Source organism: Microcoleus sp. AT9b-C3, assembly GCF_036705485.1.
GTDB lineage: Bacteria > Cyanobacteriota > Cyanobacteriia > Cyanobacteriales > Microcoleaceae > Microcoleus.
In genome coordinates, this window is record NZ_JAUBUR010000003.1 from 1 (window position 1) to 17043 (window position 17043).

The 17043-nt window shown below is 45.9% G+C and carries 13 protein-coding genes; 5 read left to right on the top strand and 8 right to left on the bottom strand.

What is annotated here, in order from left to right:
• A partial coding sequence (locus tag QUB77_RS03425; RefSeq protein WP_333170254.1) for a type II toxin-antitoxin system antitoxin SocA domain-containing protein occupies positions 1 to 336 on the bottom strand: 336 nt, incomplete at its 3' end.
• Between the two features lie 39 nt (positions 337 to 375).
• On the opposite strand from QUB77_RS03425, the gene QUB77_RS03430 reads away from it, so the two are divergent.
• On the top strand, positions 376 to 501 hold the full coding sequence (locus tag QUB77_RS03430; protein ID WP_333170253.1) for a hypothetical protein: 126 nt from the start codon (positions 376 to 378) through the stop codon (positions 499 to 501).
• A 13-nt stretch (positions 502 to 514) separates the two neighbouring features.
• Here the strand turns inward: QUB77_RS03430 and QUB77_RS03435 are convergent, their stop codons facing one another.
• From QUB77_RS03435 to cysC, 6 genes are all read right to left on the bottom strand, one after another.
• Positions 515 to 2152 (bottom strand): acetolactate synthase large subunit, encoded by a 1638-nt coding sequence (locus QUB77_RS03435; RefSeq protein ID WP_333170252.1) that lies wholly within the window; start codon positions 2150 to 2152, stop codon positions 515 to 517.
• A gap of 143 nt (positions 2153 to 2295) precedes the next feature.
• On the bottom strand, positions 2296 to 3663 hold the full coding sequence (locus tag QUB77_RS03440) for an NAD-dependent succinate-semialdehyde dehydrogenase (RefSeq protein ID WP_333170251.1): 1368 nt from the start codon (positions 3661 to 3663) through the stop codon (positions 2296 to 2298).
• 32 nt (positions 3664 to 3695) lie between these two features.
• Entirely contained in the window at positions 3696 to 4922 is a 1227-nt protein-coding gene (locus QUB77_RS03445; protein ID WP_333170250.1) for a transposase, read from the bottom strand.
• Positions 4923 to 5631: 709 nt separating this feature from the next.
• Entirely contained in the window at positions 5632 to 7959 is a 2328-nt protein-coding gene (locus QUB77_RS03450) for a polysaccharide biosynthesis tyrosine autokinase (protein ID WP_333170249.1), read from the bottom strand.
• 142 nt (positions 7960 to 8101) lie between these two features.
• Positions 8102 to 9829 carry an SLBB domain-containing protein gene (locus tag QUB77_RS03455; protein WP_333170248.1) on the bottom strand — a complete coding sequence of 576 codons (1728 nt, stop codon included), beginning with the start codon at positions 9827 to 9829 and terminating at the stop codon, positions 8102 to 8104.
• Between the two features lie 37 nt (positions 9830 to 9866).
• Positions 9867 to 10391 (bottom strand): adenylyl-sulfate kinase, encoded by a 525-nt coding sequence (cysC, locus tag QUB77_RS03460; protein WP_333170247.1) that lies wholly within the window; start codon positions 10389 to 10391, stop codon positions 9867 to 9869.
• 327 nt (positions 10392 to 10718) lie between these two features.
• Between cysC and QUB77_RS03465 the strand changes: the two genes are divergently transcribed.
• The 3 genes from QUB77_RS03465 (at position 10719) to hetR (ending at position 15556) form a co-directional block, all read left to right on the top strand.
• Positions 10719 to 12521 carry an FAD-dependent oxidoreductase gene (locus QUB77_RS03465; protein WP_333170246.1) on the top strand — a complete coding sequence of 601 codons (1803 nt, stop codon included), beginning with the start codon at positions 10719 to 10721 and terminating at the stop codon, positions 12519 to 12521.
• Between the two features lie 98 nt (positions 12522 to 12619).
• Complete coding sequence (gene patX / locus QUB77_RS03470) at positions 12620 to 12847, top strand: heterocyst-inhibiting protein PatX (protein ID WP_333170245.1); 228 nt, start codon at positions 12620 to 12622, stop codon at positions 12845 to 12847.
• A 1803-nt stretch (positions 12848 to 14650) separates the two neighbouring features.
• Entirely contained in the window at positions 14651 to 15556 is a 906-nt protein-coding gene (gene hetR / locus QUB77_RS03475) for a heterocyst differentiation master regulator HetR (RefSeq protein WP_333077431.1), read from the top strand.
• Between the two features lie 177 nt (positions 15557 to 15733).
• Here hetR and QUB77_RS03480 read toward each other — a convergent pair whose 3' ends face one another.
• Positions 15734 to 16573 carry a TIGR00297 family protein gene (locus tag QUB77_RS03480; protein WP_333170243.1) on the bottom strand — a complete coding sequence of 280 codons (840 nt, stop codon included), beginning with the start codon at positions 16571 to 16573 and terminating at the stop codon, positions 15734 to 15736.
• 11 nt (positions 16574 to 16584) lie between these two features.
• Here QUB77_RS03480 and QUB77_RS03485 point away from each other — a divergent pair, with 11 nt between their 5' ends.
• Complete coding sequence (locus QUB77_RS03485; protein ID WP_333098932.1) at positions 16585 to 17016, top strand: VOC family protein; 432 nt, start codon at positions 16585 to 16587, stop codon at positions 17014 to 17016.
• Positions 17017 to 17043: the final 27 nt, after the last annotated feature.

The following is a 17043-nucleotide window of genomic DNA, read 5'->3' on the forward strand; positions in this document are numbered from 1 at the left end:
GTGAATCCCTGCTTGAAAATCTGCATCAAATAGTGGCTTGCCGTAAACTCCTAAATACCAAGCTTGAGCGTAATACATAAGTTTTTGTAGCTTGTAGGCGTTGATTGCTACATTAGTTTGGGCGGCTAACCAAATAAAAGCATTTGCAATATCTTGCTCACTCACTTTTACTGAACTACCTGGAACCGCAACAACTTTGAGTTGACCTTCGCCTATCTGTTCCAATAGTTCAGAAACTGACAATTTAAATTCTGCGGCAATTTGCTCAACTCTTTGCCAAATAGGAGAACTCACAGTTATTTGATATTCATTTTTTGTTGAGATAGCTTGAGTCATGGCCGTCCTTAGAGCTGACTTAAATAATTCTAGCAAACAGTGCGGAATAATGACGTAATAGCGATCGCCCTTACATCCCAACTTGTCAAAAAGCGCGATTTAAGGGCGATCGGATATAACCATCAACAACAGGGCGATGGAGGAAACGGCAGTGCCGTTTCCTGATTGCGGGCTACTCTTACAAATTGCAACTCATATCCCCAGATAATTGACTGAAACGCGCATTTTCCCGATAGTCTACCGGACAATCAATCACGCAAGGGACATCTTGAGCCAGGGCTTCTTTCAGAATCGGAATGAAATCCGTTGCAGATTCCACTCGATAGCCTTTTAAACCCATACTTTCGGCAAATTTCACAAAGTCGGGATTGCCAAATTTTACGAAATCGGAATGACCAAAATAATCTTGCTGCTTCCATTCAATCAACCCGTAACCGCCGTCATTAAATATCAGCGTCACAAAATTAGTACCGACTCGCAAAGCAGTTTCTAACTCTTGGCAGTTCATCATAAAACCACCGTCTCCGGTGGCTGCTACTACTTTGCGATCGGGATAAACGAGTTTTGCAGCTACCGCACCCGGAATCGCAATTCCCATCGCCGCAAATCCGTTGGAAATCAAACAGGTATTCGGGCGATCGCAATGATAGTGCCGCGCGATCCACATTTTGTGAGCTCCCACATCAGATATCAGAATATCTTCCGGGCCCAGGACTTGCCGCAAATCGTAAATGAGTTTTTGTGGCTTGATTGGGAAACCGTCGTCGGCTGCATATTGTTCGTACCCAGCGCGAATATCCGCCCGCAATTGCTTAGCAAAAGGGTCTACTTTCTCCATGCGATCGGCACGCTGCAAAATTTCATTGAGGGAGTCAGAAATATCTCCCACAACTTCTATAAGAGGAATATAACTGCTGTCAATTTCTGCTGGCAAAGATCCAATGTGAATAATCGGAATTTTTCCTTCGGGATTCCACTTCTTCGGGGAATATTCAATCAAATCGTAGCCAACAGCAATCACTAAATCCGTTTCTTCAAAAGCACAACTAATATAATCCCGTTTTTGCAATCCCGTCGTCCACAGTGCCAAAGGATGAGTGTAAGGAATTACACCTTTGCCCATGAAAGTATTAGCTACAGGAATATTCAATCGAGTAGCAAATTGTGTCAAAGCATCGCTGGCGTTAGCGCGGATCGCGCCGTTTCCTACTAAAAGCAGAGGACTTTTTGCCTTGGAAATTGCCACAGCGGCTTTATTCAAGCTTTGGTAAGCGCCAAAAGTTTTTTCGCGGTTGTCTTTGGTGAGCGGATTTCCTTCAGCAGGCATTGCTGCGATGTTTTCAGGTAAGTCAATGTGAACAGATCCCGGCTTTTCACTTTGAGCTACTTTAAAGGCTTTGCGGACAATTTCTGCCGTCGTGCTGGGGCGAACAATTTGAGCATTCCACTTAGTAACTGGCTCAAACATGGCAACCAAATCTAAATATTGGTGCGATTCGATGTGCATCCTGTCTGTGCCGACTTGTCCGGTAATTGCTATTAAAGGAGCCCCGTCTAAGTTGGCGTCAGCAACTCCTGTCATTAAGTTAGTTGCGCCTGGACCCAAGGTGGACAAGCAAACGCCGGCTTTGCCGGTGAGACGACCGTAAACGTCTGCCATGAAAGCCGCGCCTTGTTCGTGGCGAGTAGTAATAAATTTAATTGAAGAGTTTCTCAGGGCTTCTAGAATTTCTAAATTTTCTTCTCCAGGAAGTCCGAAGACGTATTCGACGCCTTCATTTTCTAAACATTTTACCAATAGTTGAGCTGTGTTCATTTCCGTTTCTCTCCTCGGTTAATGGTTTTTTTTGTCTTTTTCAACCGATCGCCAAAATACTAAATGGGGATTTTTAACCGCAGGTAAACGCAGATAAACGCAGACTTATGTAGATTTGTGCGATCGGTTGATAGAGTGGGATCTTATTTTACCCACACTGTTTTAATGTTAACAAATTCGTGCATTCCTTGGATGCTCAATTCGCGTCCGTAACCGGAGCGTTTGATGCCGCCGAAGGGCAATCTCGGGTCTGATTTTACTAAACCGTTGATGAATACCGCGCCGGCCTCTAGTTCGGAAATAAAGCGATCGCTCTCTGAGTTTACTGTAGTCCAAGCTGACGCACCCAAGCCAAAAGATGTGCTATTTGCGAGCGCGATCGCCTCATCAATCCCTGCAACTCGGAATACTAAAGCTACAGGCCCGAAAAATTCTTCTTGACGGGCAGAGGCATTCGGCGGAATATCTGCCAGAATAGTTGGCAAGTAGAAATTGCCGGCATTCTCTGACAATGGGCGGCCACCTGTCAGAAGTTTTGCTCCCGATTGGACGCAAGTTTGCACTTGATTGTCCAAGTCTTTGAGGATTGGGGGAGTAGCTAAAGGGCCGATATCGGTTTCCGGCAACATCGGATCGCCTACTTTTAATTGCTCGAATTTTTCGACAAATCCTGTGATAAATTCGTCGGCAATCTCTTCTGCTAAAATAAAGCGTTTGGCTGCGATACAAGATTGACCGTTATTGAGCATCCGGGATGTCACAGCAGTTGATAAAGCTGCTGCTAAATCGGCGCTGGACATCACAATAAATGGGTCGCTTCCTCCCAATTCCAGCACTACTTTTTTCAAATTTTTGCCCGCATTTGCTGCCAAACTTTCACCCGCCGGTTCGCTACCGGTGAGAGTTGCTGCTTTGATACGATCGTCCGCAACGATATCGGCTACTTTGTCGGCGCCGACTAACAAAGTTTGAAAAACTCCTTCGGGAAAGCCAGCAAGCGTAAAAATTTCTTCGATTTTCAAAGCGCACTGAGGCACGTTGGAAGCGTGTTTGAGCAAGCCGACATTGCCCGCCATCAGTGCTGGCGCCGCAAACCGAAAAACTTGCCAGAATGGGAAATTCCACGGCATAACGGCTAAAATAGGGCCCAGTGGTTGGTAGCGGACAAAGCTGCTGCTAGCGTCAGTGGTTGCCGGTACGTCTGCCATAAATTGAGCGGCATTTTTGGCGTAATACCGACAAACTAAGGCGCATTTTTCCACTTCGCCGATCGCAGATTTGAGCGTTTTTCCCATTTCCAGGGTCATCATTTCAGCGTAAATTTCGCGATCGCGCTCCAAGATGTCTGCAGCTTTCTGCATCCACAGAGCTCGCTGCTCAAACGGCAGTTGACGGTATTTCTTAAAAGCTTGCTGTGCTAATTCCAGCTTAGCTTCTATTACCTCATCCGTTATTGGATCGAAAGTTTTCAGCGTTTCTCCCGTTGCCGGGTTGATAGTAGCAATAGCCATTGTTTCATCTCCTGTTTGACAACTACCCAGCCCTAAAGGGACGGGGATTCATAAGACCATAACTTAAGTCTTACGGGTGCTGACAAATCACCCCTACCAACTCCACTTAGATCGAGTCTAAGTATTGTTGCTACTTTACGACCAATATTTGCACAACCATTGCAATCTGCATTAATTAGCCACCCCTTCGCCGTCCCATATAATCCACGCTTGATTCTTGTTCCCGAAGCTTTCCACCCTTCGGGTTTCGCACCAAATTTAGGCAGTTCGTCAGCATCTAAAAAAGAAGTTTTCGAGGTATAGGATTCTTCGGTTTCAATAAATTTGATACCGTACTGCTTGCACAGTTGAGCAATTCTATCTTTTAACCGACCCGTGGGAACCTGAACAAATTTTTGATTGGTCTTTGCGCCCAGATTTATCGAATCTTTCTGATTCTTGTTCCATCCAAATACAACTGTACCAATTTTGGATGATACACAATGATTGATAACTTTACGAGCAGCTTTATTAACTGCATCCCGCATTGTTCTATTTCTGCTTTCGGTCAGTCGTTCCAGCCTTTTAGACCAGAATCCATTGTCCTGACCTGACATCAAGGTTGCCACTTGTTTGTTGTAGCCTTGGTTTAGGGATTTGAGATGCCTTCCGTCTACAATGAATGAAGTTCCAATATTGCTGACACAAGTTATCCAGTTGTCCATCCCGTGGTCTATCATCAATACAGAATCAACGTTCACATCGGATTGAACAGCTTCTTTTTGGTAAACCAATTCCAGATAGAAACATCCGTTTCTGGGCAAGATCCTGTACTCTCGAATAGAAGCATATTCTAAGTTATATGGCATGGTTAGATAGAACGACTCTATGCCAAACCAAGCTTTAACTTGCTTCCCTAAAGGAAATCGCAGCATTCCATCTTTTAATTTGACCGATCTACCTGTAAATGTTACAAGTGCTAATCCGGTTTGTCTATATCCAGGAAGTCTTGGACGTTGCGTCACCGTTCCTTCTTTGAGTCCATTTAGTAAGCCAAAATAGGATTTGAAAGACTCAGCAACGCTAGTTAATATCTGCTGTGCGGTATCTGAATAGAAAACTTTGTAGTGGATGTTTTGATTTTGCGTTCCTAAAACTTTATGCAGCTTGGCTCTACTCGGTATTCTTCCCGTTTTGAAGAATAGTTGTCGGGCATAATAAGTTCCACAATTAATTAATTTTGATGCTTCACTACACAGAAATTCTAAGACTGCTTTCAAGCTTTTGTCTGAACTAATTAGATTTGGCTGGCATCCATACATTCTGTTTTCCTCCTTGGTTTATATTAGCATAATATTCTTGATTTAAAATTCAAGTATCCCTACAAAACAACCCAGACAAAAAATATTGAAGGCGGTTGAAACCGCTACCGACTTCCTCCCCATGTCTAAAGCCAGGGGCACGCCGGGCTCGTTCTTCGGTGAAAAACACAAAACTCCCTGCTAGTTTTGAGCCGAGGCCGGGAGTTGTATCAAAGTATTACAAAATAGGAATTTACCAGCCACGTTTTCTTTCAGCTCTTGCCAATTTGCAAGTGTCGCGATTTGTTTAAATTTCTCTACTTTTTATTATAGTTCAGAGTCTCGATCGCAAATCTTAAGAAAATTTGTCTTTCTGAAATTACGCACAAATCTCGCTTAACAGGCTAGACGGCCGGTTCCACAAAAGTTAAATGTTCTTGTGGGGCGTCCCGCCCGCCCCTGACAGCTTTATTCACAATTAATGGTGCCAGATGGATGAAATATCTTGTGAGGTAAGCTGTTCTACATTTAAATTGTGTGTCAAAAATCAATAAAACTTTTGTGGGACGGGCTTCTAGCCTGTCCCGAATTTCCAATTTAAATGCTCCACAGCTTATCCCGCCCGCCTTGCATTCTCAAGAACAGGCTTTCCGGCCTGTTCCACTACACATTTCTCAATTCCTCTCCCTCAAACAGACTGTTCCTGGACGTAATCCTGCACGTAAGACTGATAGTAATACCTGCTGCCTTTATCGTTATTCGCCACCATTCCCAACAGCGGAATTCCCGCCATTTTTAAATCTTCAAAAGCCAACAACAGCGCCTCCCGTTCAGTTTGATGCAGCCCCACTACTAGCATCAATCCGTTAGTGTGAGCCGCCAACAAATTCGCATCCGCCAAACCCAAAAGCGGTGGAGTATCGTAAATAACTAAGTCAAAATGACTTGACAAAGCTGCCATTAAATGCGGCATTTTTCGGGAAGAAAGCACCTTTGTGGGATCGAGAGGAACCGGGCCGGAAGTTAACACAAACAAATTTTCATCGCGGGGCGATCGCAAAATCACCTGTTGCACATCCACATCATCCGCAATCACATTGTGTAAGCCTTGCCAATTCGGTAAACCCAGCATTTCGTGTACCTGCGGGCGCCGCAAATCCCCATCCACCAACAGCACTTGCTGGCCCATTGCCGCCGCCGCCCGCGCCAGATTTACTGCTACCGTAGACTTGCCGTCACCTACTTGACAAGAAGTAATTACGCAAGAATTGATTGGAGTCTCAAGGTTTAATAAGCGAATATTCGCATTGAGCGATCGAAAAGCTTCTTGAAAAGCATCCGTCGGCATCGGCGAAATTGCCACATCCACCGGGCTTGTCTCAGCAGGAGGAAGTCTCAAAATTTTATCGCTAGCAGGAATTACCCCCAACAAAGGCAGGCGAATCGACTGTTTGACATCCTCTGGAGTTTGGAACACCGTTTTATTTTTAAACCGTTCCGCCAACTGCGCCGCCAGCGTACCAAACAGCAAACCAGCTAATCCCCCCAAAGCCAAATTCAAAGGCATAATCGGAGCAACAGCCATCAACTCGCCATTTTTGTAACGCGGAATTTCCGGCTTAGCAATAACTTCCCAAGCCACCTCTTTTTTGCCCACAGCTTCAAGCTGCAAAGCTTGTTGTTTTGCCACCAAACCATTCAGCGTATTGTTAGTCAAATCCAACTCGCGCTGCAAATCGGAATAGCGCCGCAAAATCACCGGGAATTTTTGAGAGTATTGATTCAACTGCTTAGCAGCTTGTTCTAAAACTTGATTCCGCACACCCAGCACCTGAATTAAATTAGCAGTACCGACAAACTGCTCGATTAACTTAATCCGCACCGGATCTTGAAAAGCCAGCACTTGTGAACTTACCTTACCTAAATCAGTTCCCAGAACTTGTTGGGCTTCTTTCTTCAATAAAGGAATCAGGTTCTTGCGCTGTTCTCGCAACAATTGCATTTGCGGAGTTTCGTCTGTAAACGTAGCCGAGTTAATCGCAATTTGCCCTTCTAATTGTTGCAATTGAGTCAGCATAGCTTGATAGCGGGGAGCTTGACTCAGAGCCGACGCCATCAGCGCTTGCTGCTGGTTGAGTCCGAGCTGATTTTGCAGATTGGAATAGAGCAATCTCTGCTGGTTTAACTGCGTTTGCGCGTCTAATCTTTGCGCTTGCAGTTGGCTGATTTGCTGCGAAAGCTGTTGGGTTTGAATTTGCGGATCGATGAAATTGTATTGCTGCCGCAATTTTTGAATTTCTGTTTGCAGAGCTTGTTGGCGCTTTCGCTGGTTGGGAATTTGCGATTTCACAAAATCCAGAGTCTGACTAATTTGACTTGTGGTATCTTGCACGCTGTAGTTGCGGTAGCCTAGCGCAACTTTTTCCAAAACAAACTGAATTTTTTTGGGATCGTAATCCCGATATCTAACTTCGATAATTTTGGTATTTTTGAAGCGATTGATTGACAGCCTGGTTTCCTGAGAAAACGGCAAATTATCGGCTTTTTGGTTCAAGAGGTAGTTGTAATTTATTTCGGGATACTTAGCCTGCAACTGTTTAATAATTGGCGACATTACTTGCGGGCTTTGCAAAACTTGAATTTGGGATTCGTAGTCAAAACCGCCCTTTTCTTGCGTTGCTGGGGCCGCTGGTTGCAGTTTCAGCTCACCGGAGTATATTTTGGCTAAAGTATTTTGCGTAACTGCTGGTTCTACTAATAATTGAAATCGGCCTTCGTACTCGCTTTTTTGATTCAGTGTCCATGCAAAAACTCCGGTAGTCACTGCCGCTGCTACGCCGATGACTAAGATGGAACGACTGCGACAAACTTCCCAAAAACTTAACTCTTCTCCCTCGGTTTTGTTTCTGCCTAAAAATTGATCTTCTTCATAAAGTACGGAAGATGTTTCTTGCAGATCGGCGGCTTTTTTAGGGCTATTAAACAGTGCTAATTGAGATATTTTCCCTGGTTTCATTTGATTTCTACAATTTATTAGTTTAACCGTCTGTAACGTTTGCGCCGTTTCAGAAACCCGGTTGATTGCTAAAATTTCGTTAGCCAACCGAAAAAAATTCTAGAAAGCGGGTTTCTGAGGCCTTAATGCTAGTCTATTCAAATCACTGAAAAATATTGAACAACCGAAATATTCCTAACAGCGGGCTGAGAGGAGCGAGAGTCCCGCCTACATTATCCGAGAACGTAGCGCGACCCGATCGCCTTACCATAATTACATCATTATTTTGCAGTTTGGGATTAGTTTCTTCATTGGCAGTTGCGGAAAAATCAACCTTAACATTTAGCTGCGAAACGGTGCCGTTAGGATTGAGGCGAATTAAATTCACCGAATCCATTTCGGCCCGCGCTTTATTAAAACCTCCCGCTGCTACCAGCGCTTGATTTAAAGTAGTGTTGGGAACCACCGCAATTGCTCCCGGTTTCACGACTTCTCCCACAATATTCACTCTAATCGTATCCGGTGAAAAATTAGAATTAGCTACTTGTTCGTCTTGGGTTTCATCAAGATTTTCGGCTTTAGGGACGATTACCGTATCTCCCTGTTGTAGCGCTAAATCTTGGGATACATCTCCCCCTTCCAAAAGTTGCCACAAATTCACATTAATAATTTGTTCTGTACCCGCCCGTGTCAGGCGGCGAACTTGTATTTGTCTGATATCAGCTACCGGCGTAATGCCGCCCGCCATTTTAATTGCCCTCGTTACAGTTTGCTGCAAAACACTTTCGCCGCCGTTGGTTTCGCTGGCAGCAAACAAACCAGAATTTTCACCCATTTCATTCTCTTGTACCCTACTTTGAGCCTCTTTTGCCAAAGTATAAGTACCGGGGCGAGTTACTTCGCCCACCACAGCAATATTAATTGGTTGAGTGCTTTGTCCGGTAATGTTAGCTACTGCTAAAGTTGGTGCTTCTTGGCGGTTGAGGCTAGTTACAGTGGGAATAAATATAGTATCGCCGTCGCGCAAAGTCATATCGGCGCGCAAATCGCCGTTTTGCAATAATTCCCACAAATCCACACTAATAATTTGTTCCGGTGCGTTGCGCTGGGGGCGGCGGATTTTGATTTGCCGCACGTCTGCTGACTGGGTAATTCCACCGGCCATTCGCAGAGCCCGCGATATCGTTGGCATTTGAGTTCCCATTTGCTCTGCTGTGCCTCCGGGGCCTGCTGCTGAGGATATTGTATAGGCTCCGGGGCGGTTGATTTCGCCCGCGATCGCAATTTGCAAAGGACGCGGCGCTAGCAGTTTCAGGGTAATCCAAGGACGTTTGAGGTATTTGCCGTATTTGTCTTTAACAGCATTAGAAGCTTGTTCTAGGGTCATCCCGTACACCGAAACGCTGCCAATTAACGGCAAACTCAGGGAACCGTCGGCCTGTACTTGGTGTTGACCGTTGGGGCCGCTGTATTCCGGGACGTTGAATATGTCCATTTGAATACGATCGCCCGCTCCCAAAGTGTAAACTTCCGATCGTACACTGGAAGGTTCAGTTGCCGGCAATCCCGGCAATCCCGGCACTGCCGGTACCTGTACAGGAACAGGAGAACCCGCATCAGCAGGAGGAGGAGGAGGAGGCATAAACTGGGCAGCCGCAGGAGATGAACCCACCGCCGCGAGCACTGACACTGTTAAACTTTGAATCATTAAACTTTTGACAGCATTGCTTACCCAATAACTTAGCTTGCAGCTTTTGCTGGAAACGTCTCCCTGACCCCCTTTCCTTGCAGGAAAGGAGAGAAATTCTTCCCTTTCCCTCTCCGCGAAGGGAACACAAGGGTGAGATTTTTTCTCAAGTTGCACGTCGTGCGAATAACTTTTCACCACCATCGCTTTTTGCCCCTATCCTCATCCAACCCCGCCAACATCAAATGTAACCTAACTGTTCTAACTTGGTCAGAACTTTTTTAACACTCTCTTCCACAGTTTCTCGCTCTGTGTAACAAATAATCTCAGGATTAAGCGGTTCTTCATAAGGATCGTCAATTCCGGTAAAACCCTTAATTTCTCCTGCTCTGGCCTTAGCGTATAGCCCCTTGACATCGCGACCTTCGCACACTTCTAACGGCGCTGTGATATATACTTCAACAAAATTGGGCTCCATTGCTCTCATTTCATCGCGAATTGCTCTGTAGGGGCTAATAGCTGCGGTCATTACCGCTACTCCATTGCGGCTCAGCAGGTGAGCTACAAATCCAATCCGCCGAATATTAGTATCTCGGTCTTCTTGGCTAAATCCCAAACCTTTTGACAAGTTGGTGCGAACGACATCTCCATCCAATATTTCAACTTTGCAACCTCTTGCCTTCAATTCAGGTTCGAGAGCTTTGGTGATAGTTGTCTTGCCGGAACCGCTCAGCCCGGTGAACCACAAAATAAAACCTTTTTCCATTTTCAATTGCTTGGTTAGTAGTGAATAGTGGGGAATTTACGCGACGTATGACTTTAGTGTCCGGGTTCCCCATTTTCTGATTGTTTTTGATTTGAGATGCGCTCTGACTTTCACAATAACTAATTTTTTTATTAACCGCAGAGGACGCAGAGGACACAGAGGAAGAGGAGAATTAAGTAATCTTAAAATCCGTAGGGTGCGCATTGCTAAAATCCGTAGGGTGCGCATTGTGCACCTTACTAAAATCCGTAGGGTGCGCATTGCGCACCTTACATGATGAATGAGCCTCCTGCAATCTAAAATCTAAAATCTAAAATCCTATTCCCCATGTCCCCAACCTTGAAAGCAGATGTTTTAGTCGTCGGTGGCGGCACCGGCGGCACTGCAGCAGCCGTGCAAGCAGCCCGCCGAGGTGTCAAAACTATTTTAGTAAGCGAATTCCCCTGGCTGGGAGGAATGCTGACTTCCGCTGGCGTTTGTGCCCCCGATGGTAATGAATTAGCAGCTTTTCAAACCGGTTTGTGGGGCGCGTTTCTCCGGGAACTGCAGCAGCGACAGCGGGGAGGTTTGGATTGGGGCTGGGTCAGTTTTTTTACTTACGATCCCCGCATCGGTGCTGAAATTTTCGCCGATTGGGTTAAATGTTTGCCGAACTTGCACTGGATTTCTGGACAAAAAGCTCACGATGTGCTATATGAAGCAGATCGCATTTCAGGCGTTCGGTTTGCAGATTTTACGGTTTCGGCCAAAATCACTTTGGATGCCACGGAATTGGGAGATTTGCTGGCTTTAGCGGAAGTTGGACACCGCTGGGGTTGGGAATTTCAAGCCGAGTGGGGAGAACCCAGCGCGCCGATCGGCTCTAATGATCTCACAGAGAGCTATTCAGTGCAAGCTCCGACTTGGGTGGCAATCATGCAGGATTTTGGTAAAGGTGCGGCCGGGCCAGAAATTCCCGCGCCGCCCCTTGACAATCCCGATCGATTTATCGGTGCTTGGGACGGTTACACTCCCGAACAATTTCTCAATTACGGCAGGCTGCCAGGGGGATTGTTGATGATTAATTGGCCGATTCGAGGTAATGATTATGGTGAAGGGGTCGATCGACTCATTAAATCTGAAGCATCTCGACAAGAATTCCTGCAAGAAAGTCTCTGGCACACTCAAAGTTTCGCCCGCTTCATTCAAACGCAACTCGGCCCCCGCTACGGCCTAGCACAGAATATTTTCCCGATTTCAACGATCGAAAATCCACACAATTCTTCCCTTCTTCGTTCTTTTGCCTTACATCCTTACTACCGAGAAAGTCGGCGCTTGCGAGGGATTAGTACAGTCATAGAACAAGATATTTTGCCTATTGTCGGTGGAAGAGTAGCGAAGTTGCCGATAAATTCTGAGGGCATTTGTGAAACAATTGCGATCGGCAACTACGCCAATGACCACCACTACCCCAGTGGCGATATTCCCTTGCAGCCCAAATCCATTCGCTGGGGCGGCCGCTGGACGGGAACTCCGTTTACCATTCCTTACAGCGCACTAATTCCTGCGATTACAGACGGTTTGCTAGTCTGCGAAAAAAATATTTCCGTCTCTCACATCGCCAACGGTGCAACTCGCTTGCAACCGACGGTAATGAATATTGGACAGGCGGCGGGGATGGCGGCGGCTTTGTGCGCGGAATCTGGATGTCAGCCGCGGGATTTGCCGGTGAGAGTTTTGCAGGAAGCTTTGCTGCAAGATTCCGAGGCGAGTGCGGCGGTTATTCCTTTATTTAATTTGACACAGGGGCGATCGGACTGGCTGGAGTGGCAACGCTATTATCTCGATCGGCCCCAAGCATATCCCGCCAGCGGCGAATGTCAGCAGTCAGTAGAGAAACCAAGCAGTCAAACAGCAAATACCCACAGCCAATTTTCTGGCATTTTCCGCCGCCTCGGCGAACAAGACTGGACACTAACGCTGACAAGCCCCGCATCTGCGGCCGATCAAACTTGGCAACTCGTGACTTTGGACTCGGAAACCGACAGATTTTTACAGAATTGCGAAACCGAAAAGCCTCTGACAGTCTGGGGTAGGCTGAATTCGGCAGGCGCTTGGCTGCTGGCGGAATCAGTAGAATTGAAGAGGTAAGGTTTTTTGCAGAGATCCGAAAATTTCACAGAAATTTATCCTGATCGATCAGGGAGAGTCCGTATCAGTTAATAGACAATGACACGGATACTAACCCCATGCAAACTTACACACCAATTGCTTTACACAGTCTTTTGGGCGTTACTTTGAGCGCCACTGTCGTTCGAGCCTTTGAATCCCTCGTCGGACTGCTCGAAGTTGCCACCGCTCCATACATTTTATCCGCCCATACCGAACAAAAGGGCGATCGTTCTCCAGAAAGAGGCAGCGGACGCCGAGAGTTCATTGAGTCTAATCTTTACACTCATCAACTACAAGCATTTTAATGACATTGGACGAAAGCGATTTCCGTTATTGAGTTAGTTTCTGCCGCCCGTGTGTAGCGCTCAATTTGATTTTCTGGGATGCTAGTTTTTCAGGTTTCCAAGGCAACTGCATTTCTTGTTTACAGTCATTAGGCTCTTCTTTTATGTGAGTGATGATAGCATATAAACCTTAAACCGCCATCTATCGAGAGATTGAATCTTGTATTTGGCGGTTTTGTATATTATTGCAACCCTCTGGGTAGTGCAATTAGGAATTTTTTTATTACTGAAGCCAGAGATATTATTCCATTTTACATCGACTTGTGACTGCTCTCATAGATCAGATGCTACGCATCTAAAGTGTCTGTTGCTTCGGGAGGGGAGAGGGTGAGAAAGGGGAGCATCTCAATGAAAGCAGCCCAGCCCAAAATAGGAGCCAGGAGTCAGGAGGAAAGAGGAAGAAGGAAGAAGGAAGGAGCCAGAATAAGTGTTTTTACAAATATGAGATGCTCCCGTAAGAAAGGGAGAGGGAAAGATAATTTTCCGCTTTTTATACAAGGATTTTAGGATACAATTTAAATACGCGATAGCTTAACCCAAGCCGGATTTATTCTTCCTTTTTCCTTCTTCTTCTTCCTTCTGATTCCTGATTCCTGATTCTATAGTTTGATAATTTCCGGGAAATTCATCCTGATCAACCTGGGTAAATGTCGTATCTCTAAATAGATACTGATACGAATACTACCCATGAAAACCTACACTGCAATTGCTTTACTGAGCCTGTTGGGCATTACCTTGAGTGCCAGCGCTGCTCAAGCTTTTGAATATTCACTCCCCATGGTCGAAACTGCCACCCCCCAATATATGTTGTCAGCCCAAACTCAACAAAAGGGCGAGCACCCTCCTCAGAGGAGCAGGCGCAGAAATTTTACTGAGCCTACTGTTTACACTCATCCGCTACAAGATTTCTAATTGCACTGGACGCAAGTGATGACCACAACTGAGTTGCTTCGGGCCCTTCATTCGATCGCGCGATCGGATTTTCTGGGATTCTATTTTTTCCGGTTAAGCGACAACTGTACTTTTTGTGGACAGTTCGGAGGATATTATTTTTTGTTTAATAAATGTTAGCATATAAACGGGGAACCGCCATCTACCTAGAGATAGATTCTAGTAGGTGGCGGTTTTGTATTGAAAACGCTTCTATTAAACAGTAACTAATTACAGGGCTCTGATCATCTGGTTTGTCAACCGATATCCCTCGCCCTCCAGGCATTATTTTGGCATTGCACAATTTGAGGAGGATTCTTGTGAGGTGTCCCGCCTGCTGTGAAAATAAAGCGGACGGCCTAGGAGAGTTCATCCCACAAAACCATCAAAATTCTCGCGCAATTATGGAACAGCCGTATTTTAGTCGATCGAACCGGGTTTCGGCATCCATGACTATTCAAGAATTAGGGGCTCGGAGTCGCCTCAAATTCCTGGGATCGCAACAGTTATTTACGTTCTCCCCCCCACAGGTAGGGTTTAATTTTCAACCGCTGCACTATAATTAACTTGCGATAACTAACTTATATATAGGTAAACTGTCAGCGCAGAGGGTGCAGCAATCTACTTAAATTGGCCACCAATAAGAACCACTTATGCGGTGTGGATAGCCTTTAAGCCCATGCCCCTGTTACCTCAGGGAAATTAACTAACCTGAATATTAGGGTAGCTGGCAAGCTTTCCGGCGACAGTCGGCTATGCTTGATTCGGCGCTCTCGCAATAATTTAATGGAGGATGACAAAATGCCTCCTAATTTGGCTATTTCGGGGATAGTGATGAAAAATGACTCTTTGGATCTGGTCAAAAGCCTCAGCCCTAGTGCAATGGATCAGATCATGCTATATCTGGCGTTTAGCGCCATGAGAACCAGTGGGCACAGGCACGGGGCGTTTCTAGACGCGGCCGCAACGGCGGCTAAGTGTGCCATTTATATGACTTATATGGAGCAGGACAACAACCTGCGGATGACCGGGCACTTGCATCACATTGAGCCTAAACGGGTGAAGGTGATTGTTGAGGAAGTCCGGGAAGCTCTGACTCAGGGAAAATTGCTGAAAATGTTGGGTTCCCAAGAACCTAGATATTTGATTCAGTTTCCTTATGTCTGGCTGGAACAGTATGGTTGGATGCCGGGACGCCCTCGCATTCCGGGAAACAATTTGACTGTAGATGAAAAAAAATATCTCGAAGGCAAGATTCCTCCGAATCCGCCAGACGCTCAACTGATCAATTCTTTTCAGTTTATGGAGTTGATCGAGTTTCTGCACCGGCGATCGCAAGAAGATATGTCTCCTGAAAGGCGAATGCCTTTGAGCGAAGCTCTAGCAGAACACATTAAGCGACGCTTGATCTATTCTGGGACAGTTACTCGTATTGATTCTCCTTGGGGAATGCCGTTTTATGCCCTCACTCGCGCTACTTACTCTCCCGCAGAGCAGGAAGAGCGGACATTTACTATGGTGGAGGATACGGCTAGATATTTCCGGCTGATGAAGGATTGGGCGGAAAAACAACCGAATGTGATGCGAATTATGGAGACTTTGGATATTCCGCCGGAACGCCTCGACCAAGCCCTTGAGGAATTAGATGAAATTATTCGCAATTGGGCCGATCGCTATCACAAGCGGGGCGAACCGACGATGATTTTACAAATGGTTTTTGGGCCGCAAGACGACGCTTAGTTTGATTAACTATTAATCATTAGTCATGAGTTGATTGCTTGAGACTAATGATTAATGATTAATAGCTAATAACTCGCGAGGCAGAAACCGGGTTTTTATGGAAAATACTGCGTTAATGCCTTGAATTATCCTAATAAACCCGGTTGATTGGGTGGCGAATGCGTCCAGCAGGATTAACTAAGCTAAAAAAGCTCTCCAGGTCGCAGCTAAAACGATCGCTGCGATCGCTCCTATGAGCGTATTGAAAAAATTTACCACCTCGTTCGTCAGCCACTCAAACTTTGATTGCACCGTCGCCCCAATGACGCTCTCTATGTTCGTGGCAATAAAAGCTGCAATAACACAAAAAACAATTCCTGTCAAGTCAATTAAACCGACGGCCCAACTCAAAAGCGCAATCAGAATTGAGCCGACAATACCCGCGATCGTTCCTTCCAAACTTACGGCCCCTTCCGTACCCCTAGGTACAGGCTGCAAGCTGGTAATCAAAAAAGTCCGCTTTCCGTAAGCTTTGCCGATTTCGCTGGCGCTGGTATCGGAAAGTTTGGTGCAAAAACTCGCCGCGTAACCCAGCAATAACAGGGAAATAGCATCTTGTGACACAGGCATCTTGCCTGTCTCTCCTAAAACAGACATTTTGCCTGTCTCTCCTAAAATAGATAATGCCAAAACTCCCAACCCGCAAAGAGTAGCGGTTAAAGCCGAACCCCAGACATTTTCTGGGCCTCGGGCGCCTGAACGCTTTTCGGCTATGCCTTCTGCTTCTTTTTGGGCTTTGCCGATTCGGGTAACTCCCGATCCGACAAGAAAGTAAAACATCACCACAGCATAGCCTTGCCATCCCAAACAGCCCCAGATGAGGACGCCCAATACCCAACCGTGAAATTGGCCAGCGGGAGTGAGCAATTTTTTAGGAGCAATGGTGGCGATCGCGAGTAAAACTGTATTTAGGGCGATCGCCATCAACCAAGGATTAGACCAAGATAAATAATTAAAGAACAATTCTGAATTCTGCATTGAGTACCTCCATGAACCAAGTCTTATTTCATCTTGCCTTCCCCGTGACCGATATTGCCCAAACCAAAGCGTTCTACGTAGACGGGCTCGGCTGCGAACTAGGTCGCGAATCGCCGAATTCTGCGATTATGGGTTTATGCGGCCATCAAATTGTCGCCCATGTCAGCCGCGAACCTTTGACGCCTCAGCGAGGCATCTATCCCCGGCATTTTGGGTTAATTTTTACTTCCGAAGCTGACTGGGAAGCGTTGCTAGAAAAAGCCCAGCAAAACAACTTAAATTTCTATCAAGAACCGAGACGGCGATTTGTCGGTTTGCCTACAGAACACCGTACTTTTTTCTTAGAAGACCCTTTCCACAATATACTTGAGTTCAAGTATTACTGTGAAGCTGAAGCAATTTTTGGTCGCAGCGAATACGCTGAAGTTGGGGATGCTGTTTGATATTTAGTCCGGTAGCGATTTGCCGCC

Coding starts and splice junctions, on each gene's coding strand:
- patX (WP_333170245.1), top strand. CDS start 12,620: ATGCAAACTTACACACCAATTGCTTTACACAGTCTTTTGGGCGTTACT.
- QUB77_RS03455 (WP_333170248.1), bottom strand. CDS start 9,829: ATGGTGGTGAAAAGTTATTCGCACGACGTGCAACTTGAGAAAAAATCT.
- hetR (WP_333077431.1), top strand. CDS start 14,651: ATGAAAAATGACTCTTTGGATCTGGTCAAAAGCCTCAGCCCTAGTGCA.
- QUB77_RS03440 (WP_333170251.1), bottom strand. CDS start 3,663: ATGGCTATTGCTACTATCAACCCGGCAACGGGAGAAACGCTGAAAACT.
- QUB77_RS03485 (WP_333098932.1), top strand. CDS start 16,585: ATGAACCAAGTCTTATTTCATCTTGCCTTCCCCGTGACCGATATTGCC.
- cysC (WP_333170247.1), bottom strand. CDS start 10,391: ATGGAAAAAGGTTTTATTTTGTGGTTCACCGGGCTGAGCGGTTCCGGC.
- QUB77_RS03450 (WP_333170249.1), bottom strand. CDS start 7,959: ATGAAACCAGGGAAAATATCTCAATTAGCACTGTTTAATAGCCCTAAA.
- QUB77_RS03435 (WP_333170252.1), bottom strand. CDS start 2,152: ATGAACACAGCTCAACTATTGGTAAAATGTTTAGAAAATGAAGGCGTC.
- QUB77_RS03465 (WP_333170246.1), top strand. CDS start 10,719: ATGTCCCCAACCTTGAAAGCAGATGTTTTAGTCGTCGGTGGCGGCACC.
- QUB77_RS03480 (WP_333170243.1), bottom strand. CDS start 16,573: ATGCAGAATTCAGAATTGTTCTTTAATTATTTATCTTGGTCTAATCCT.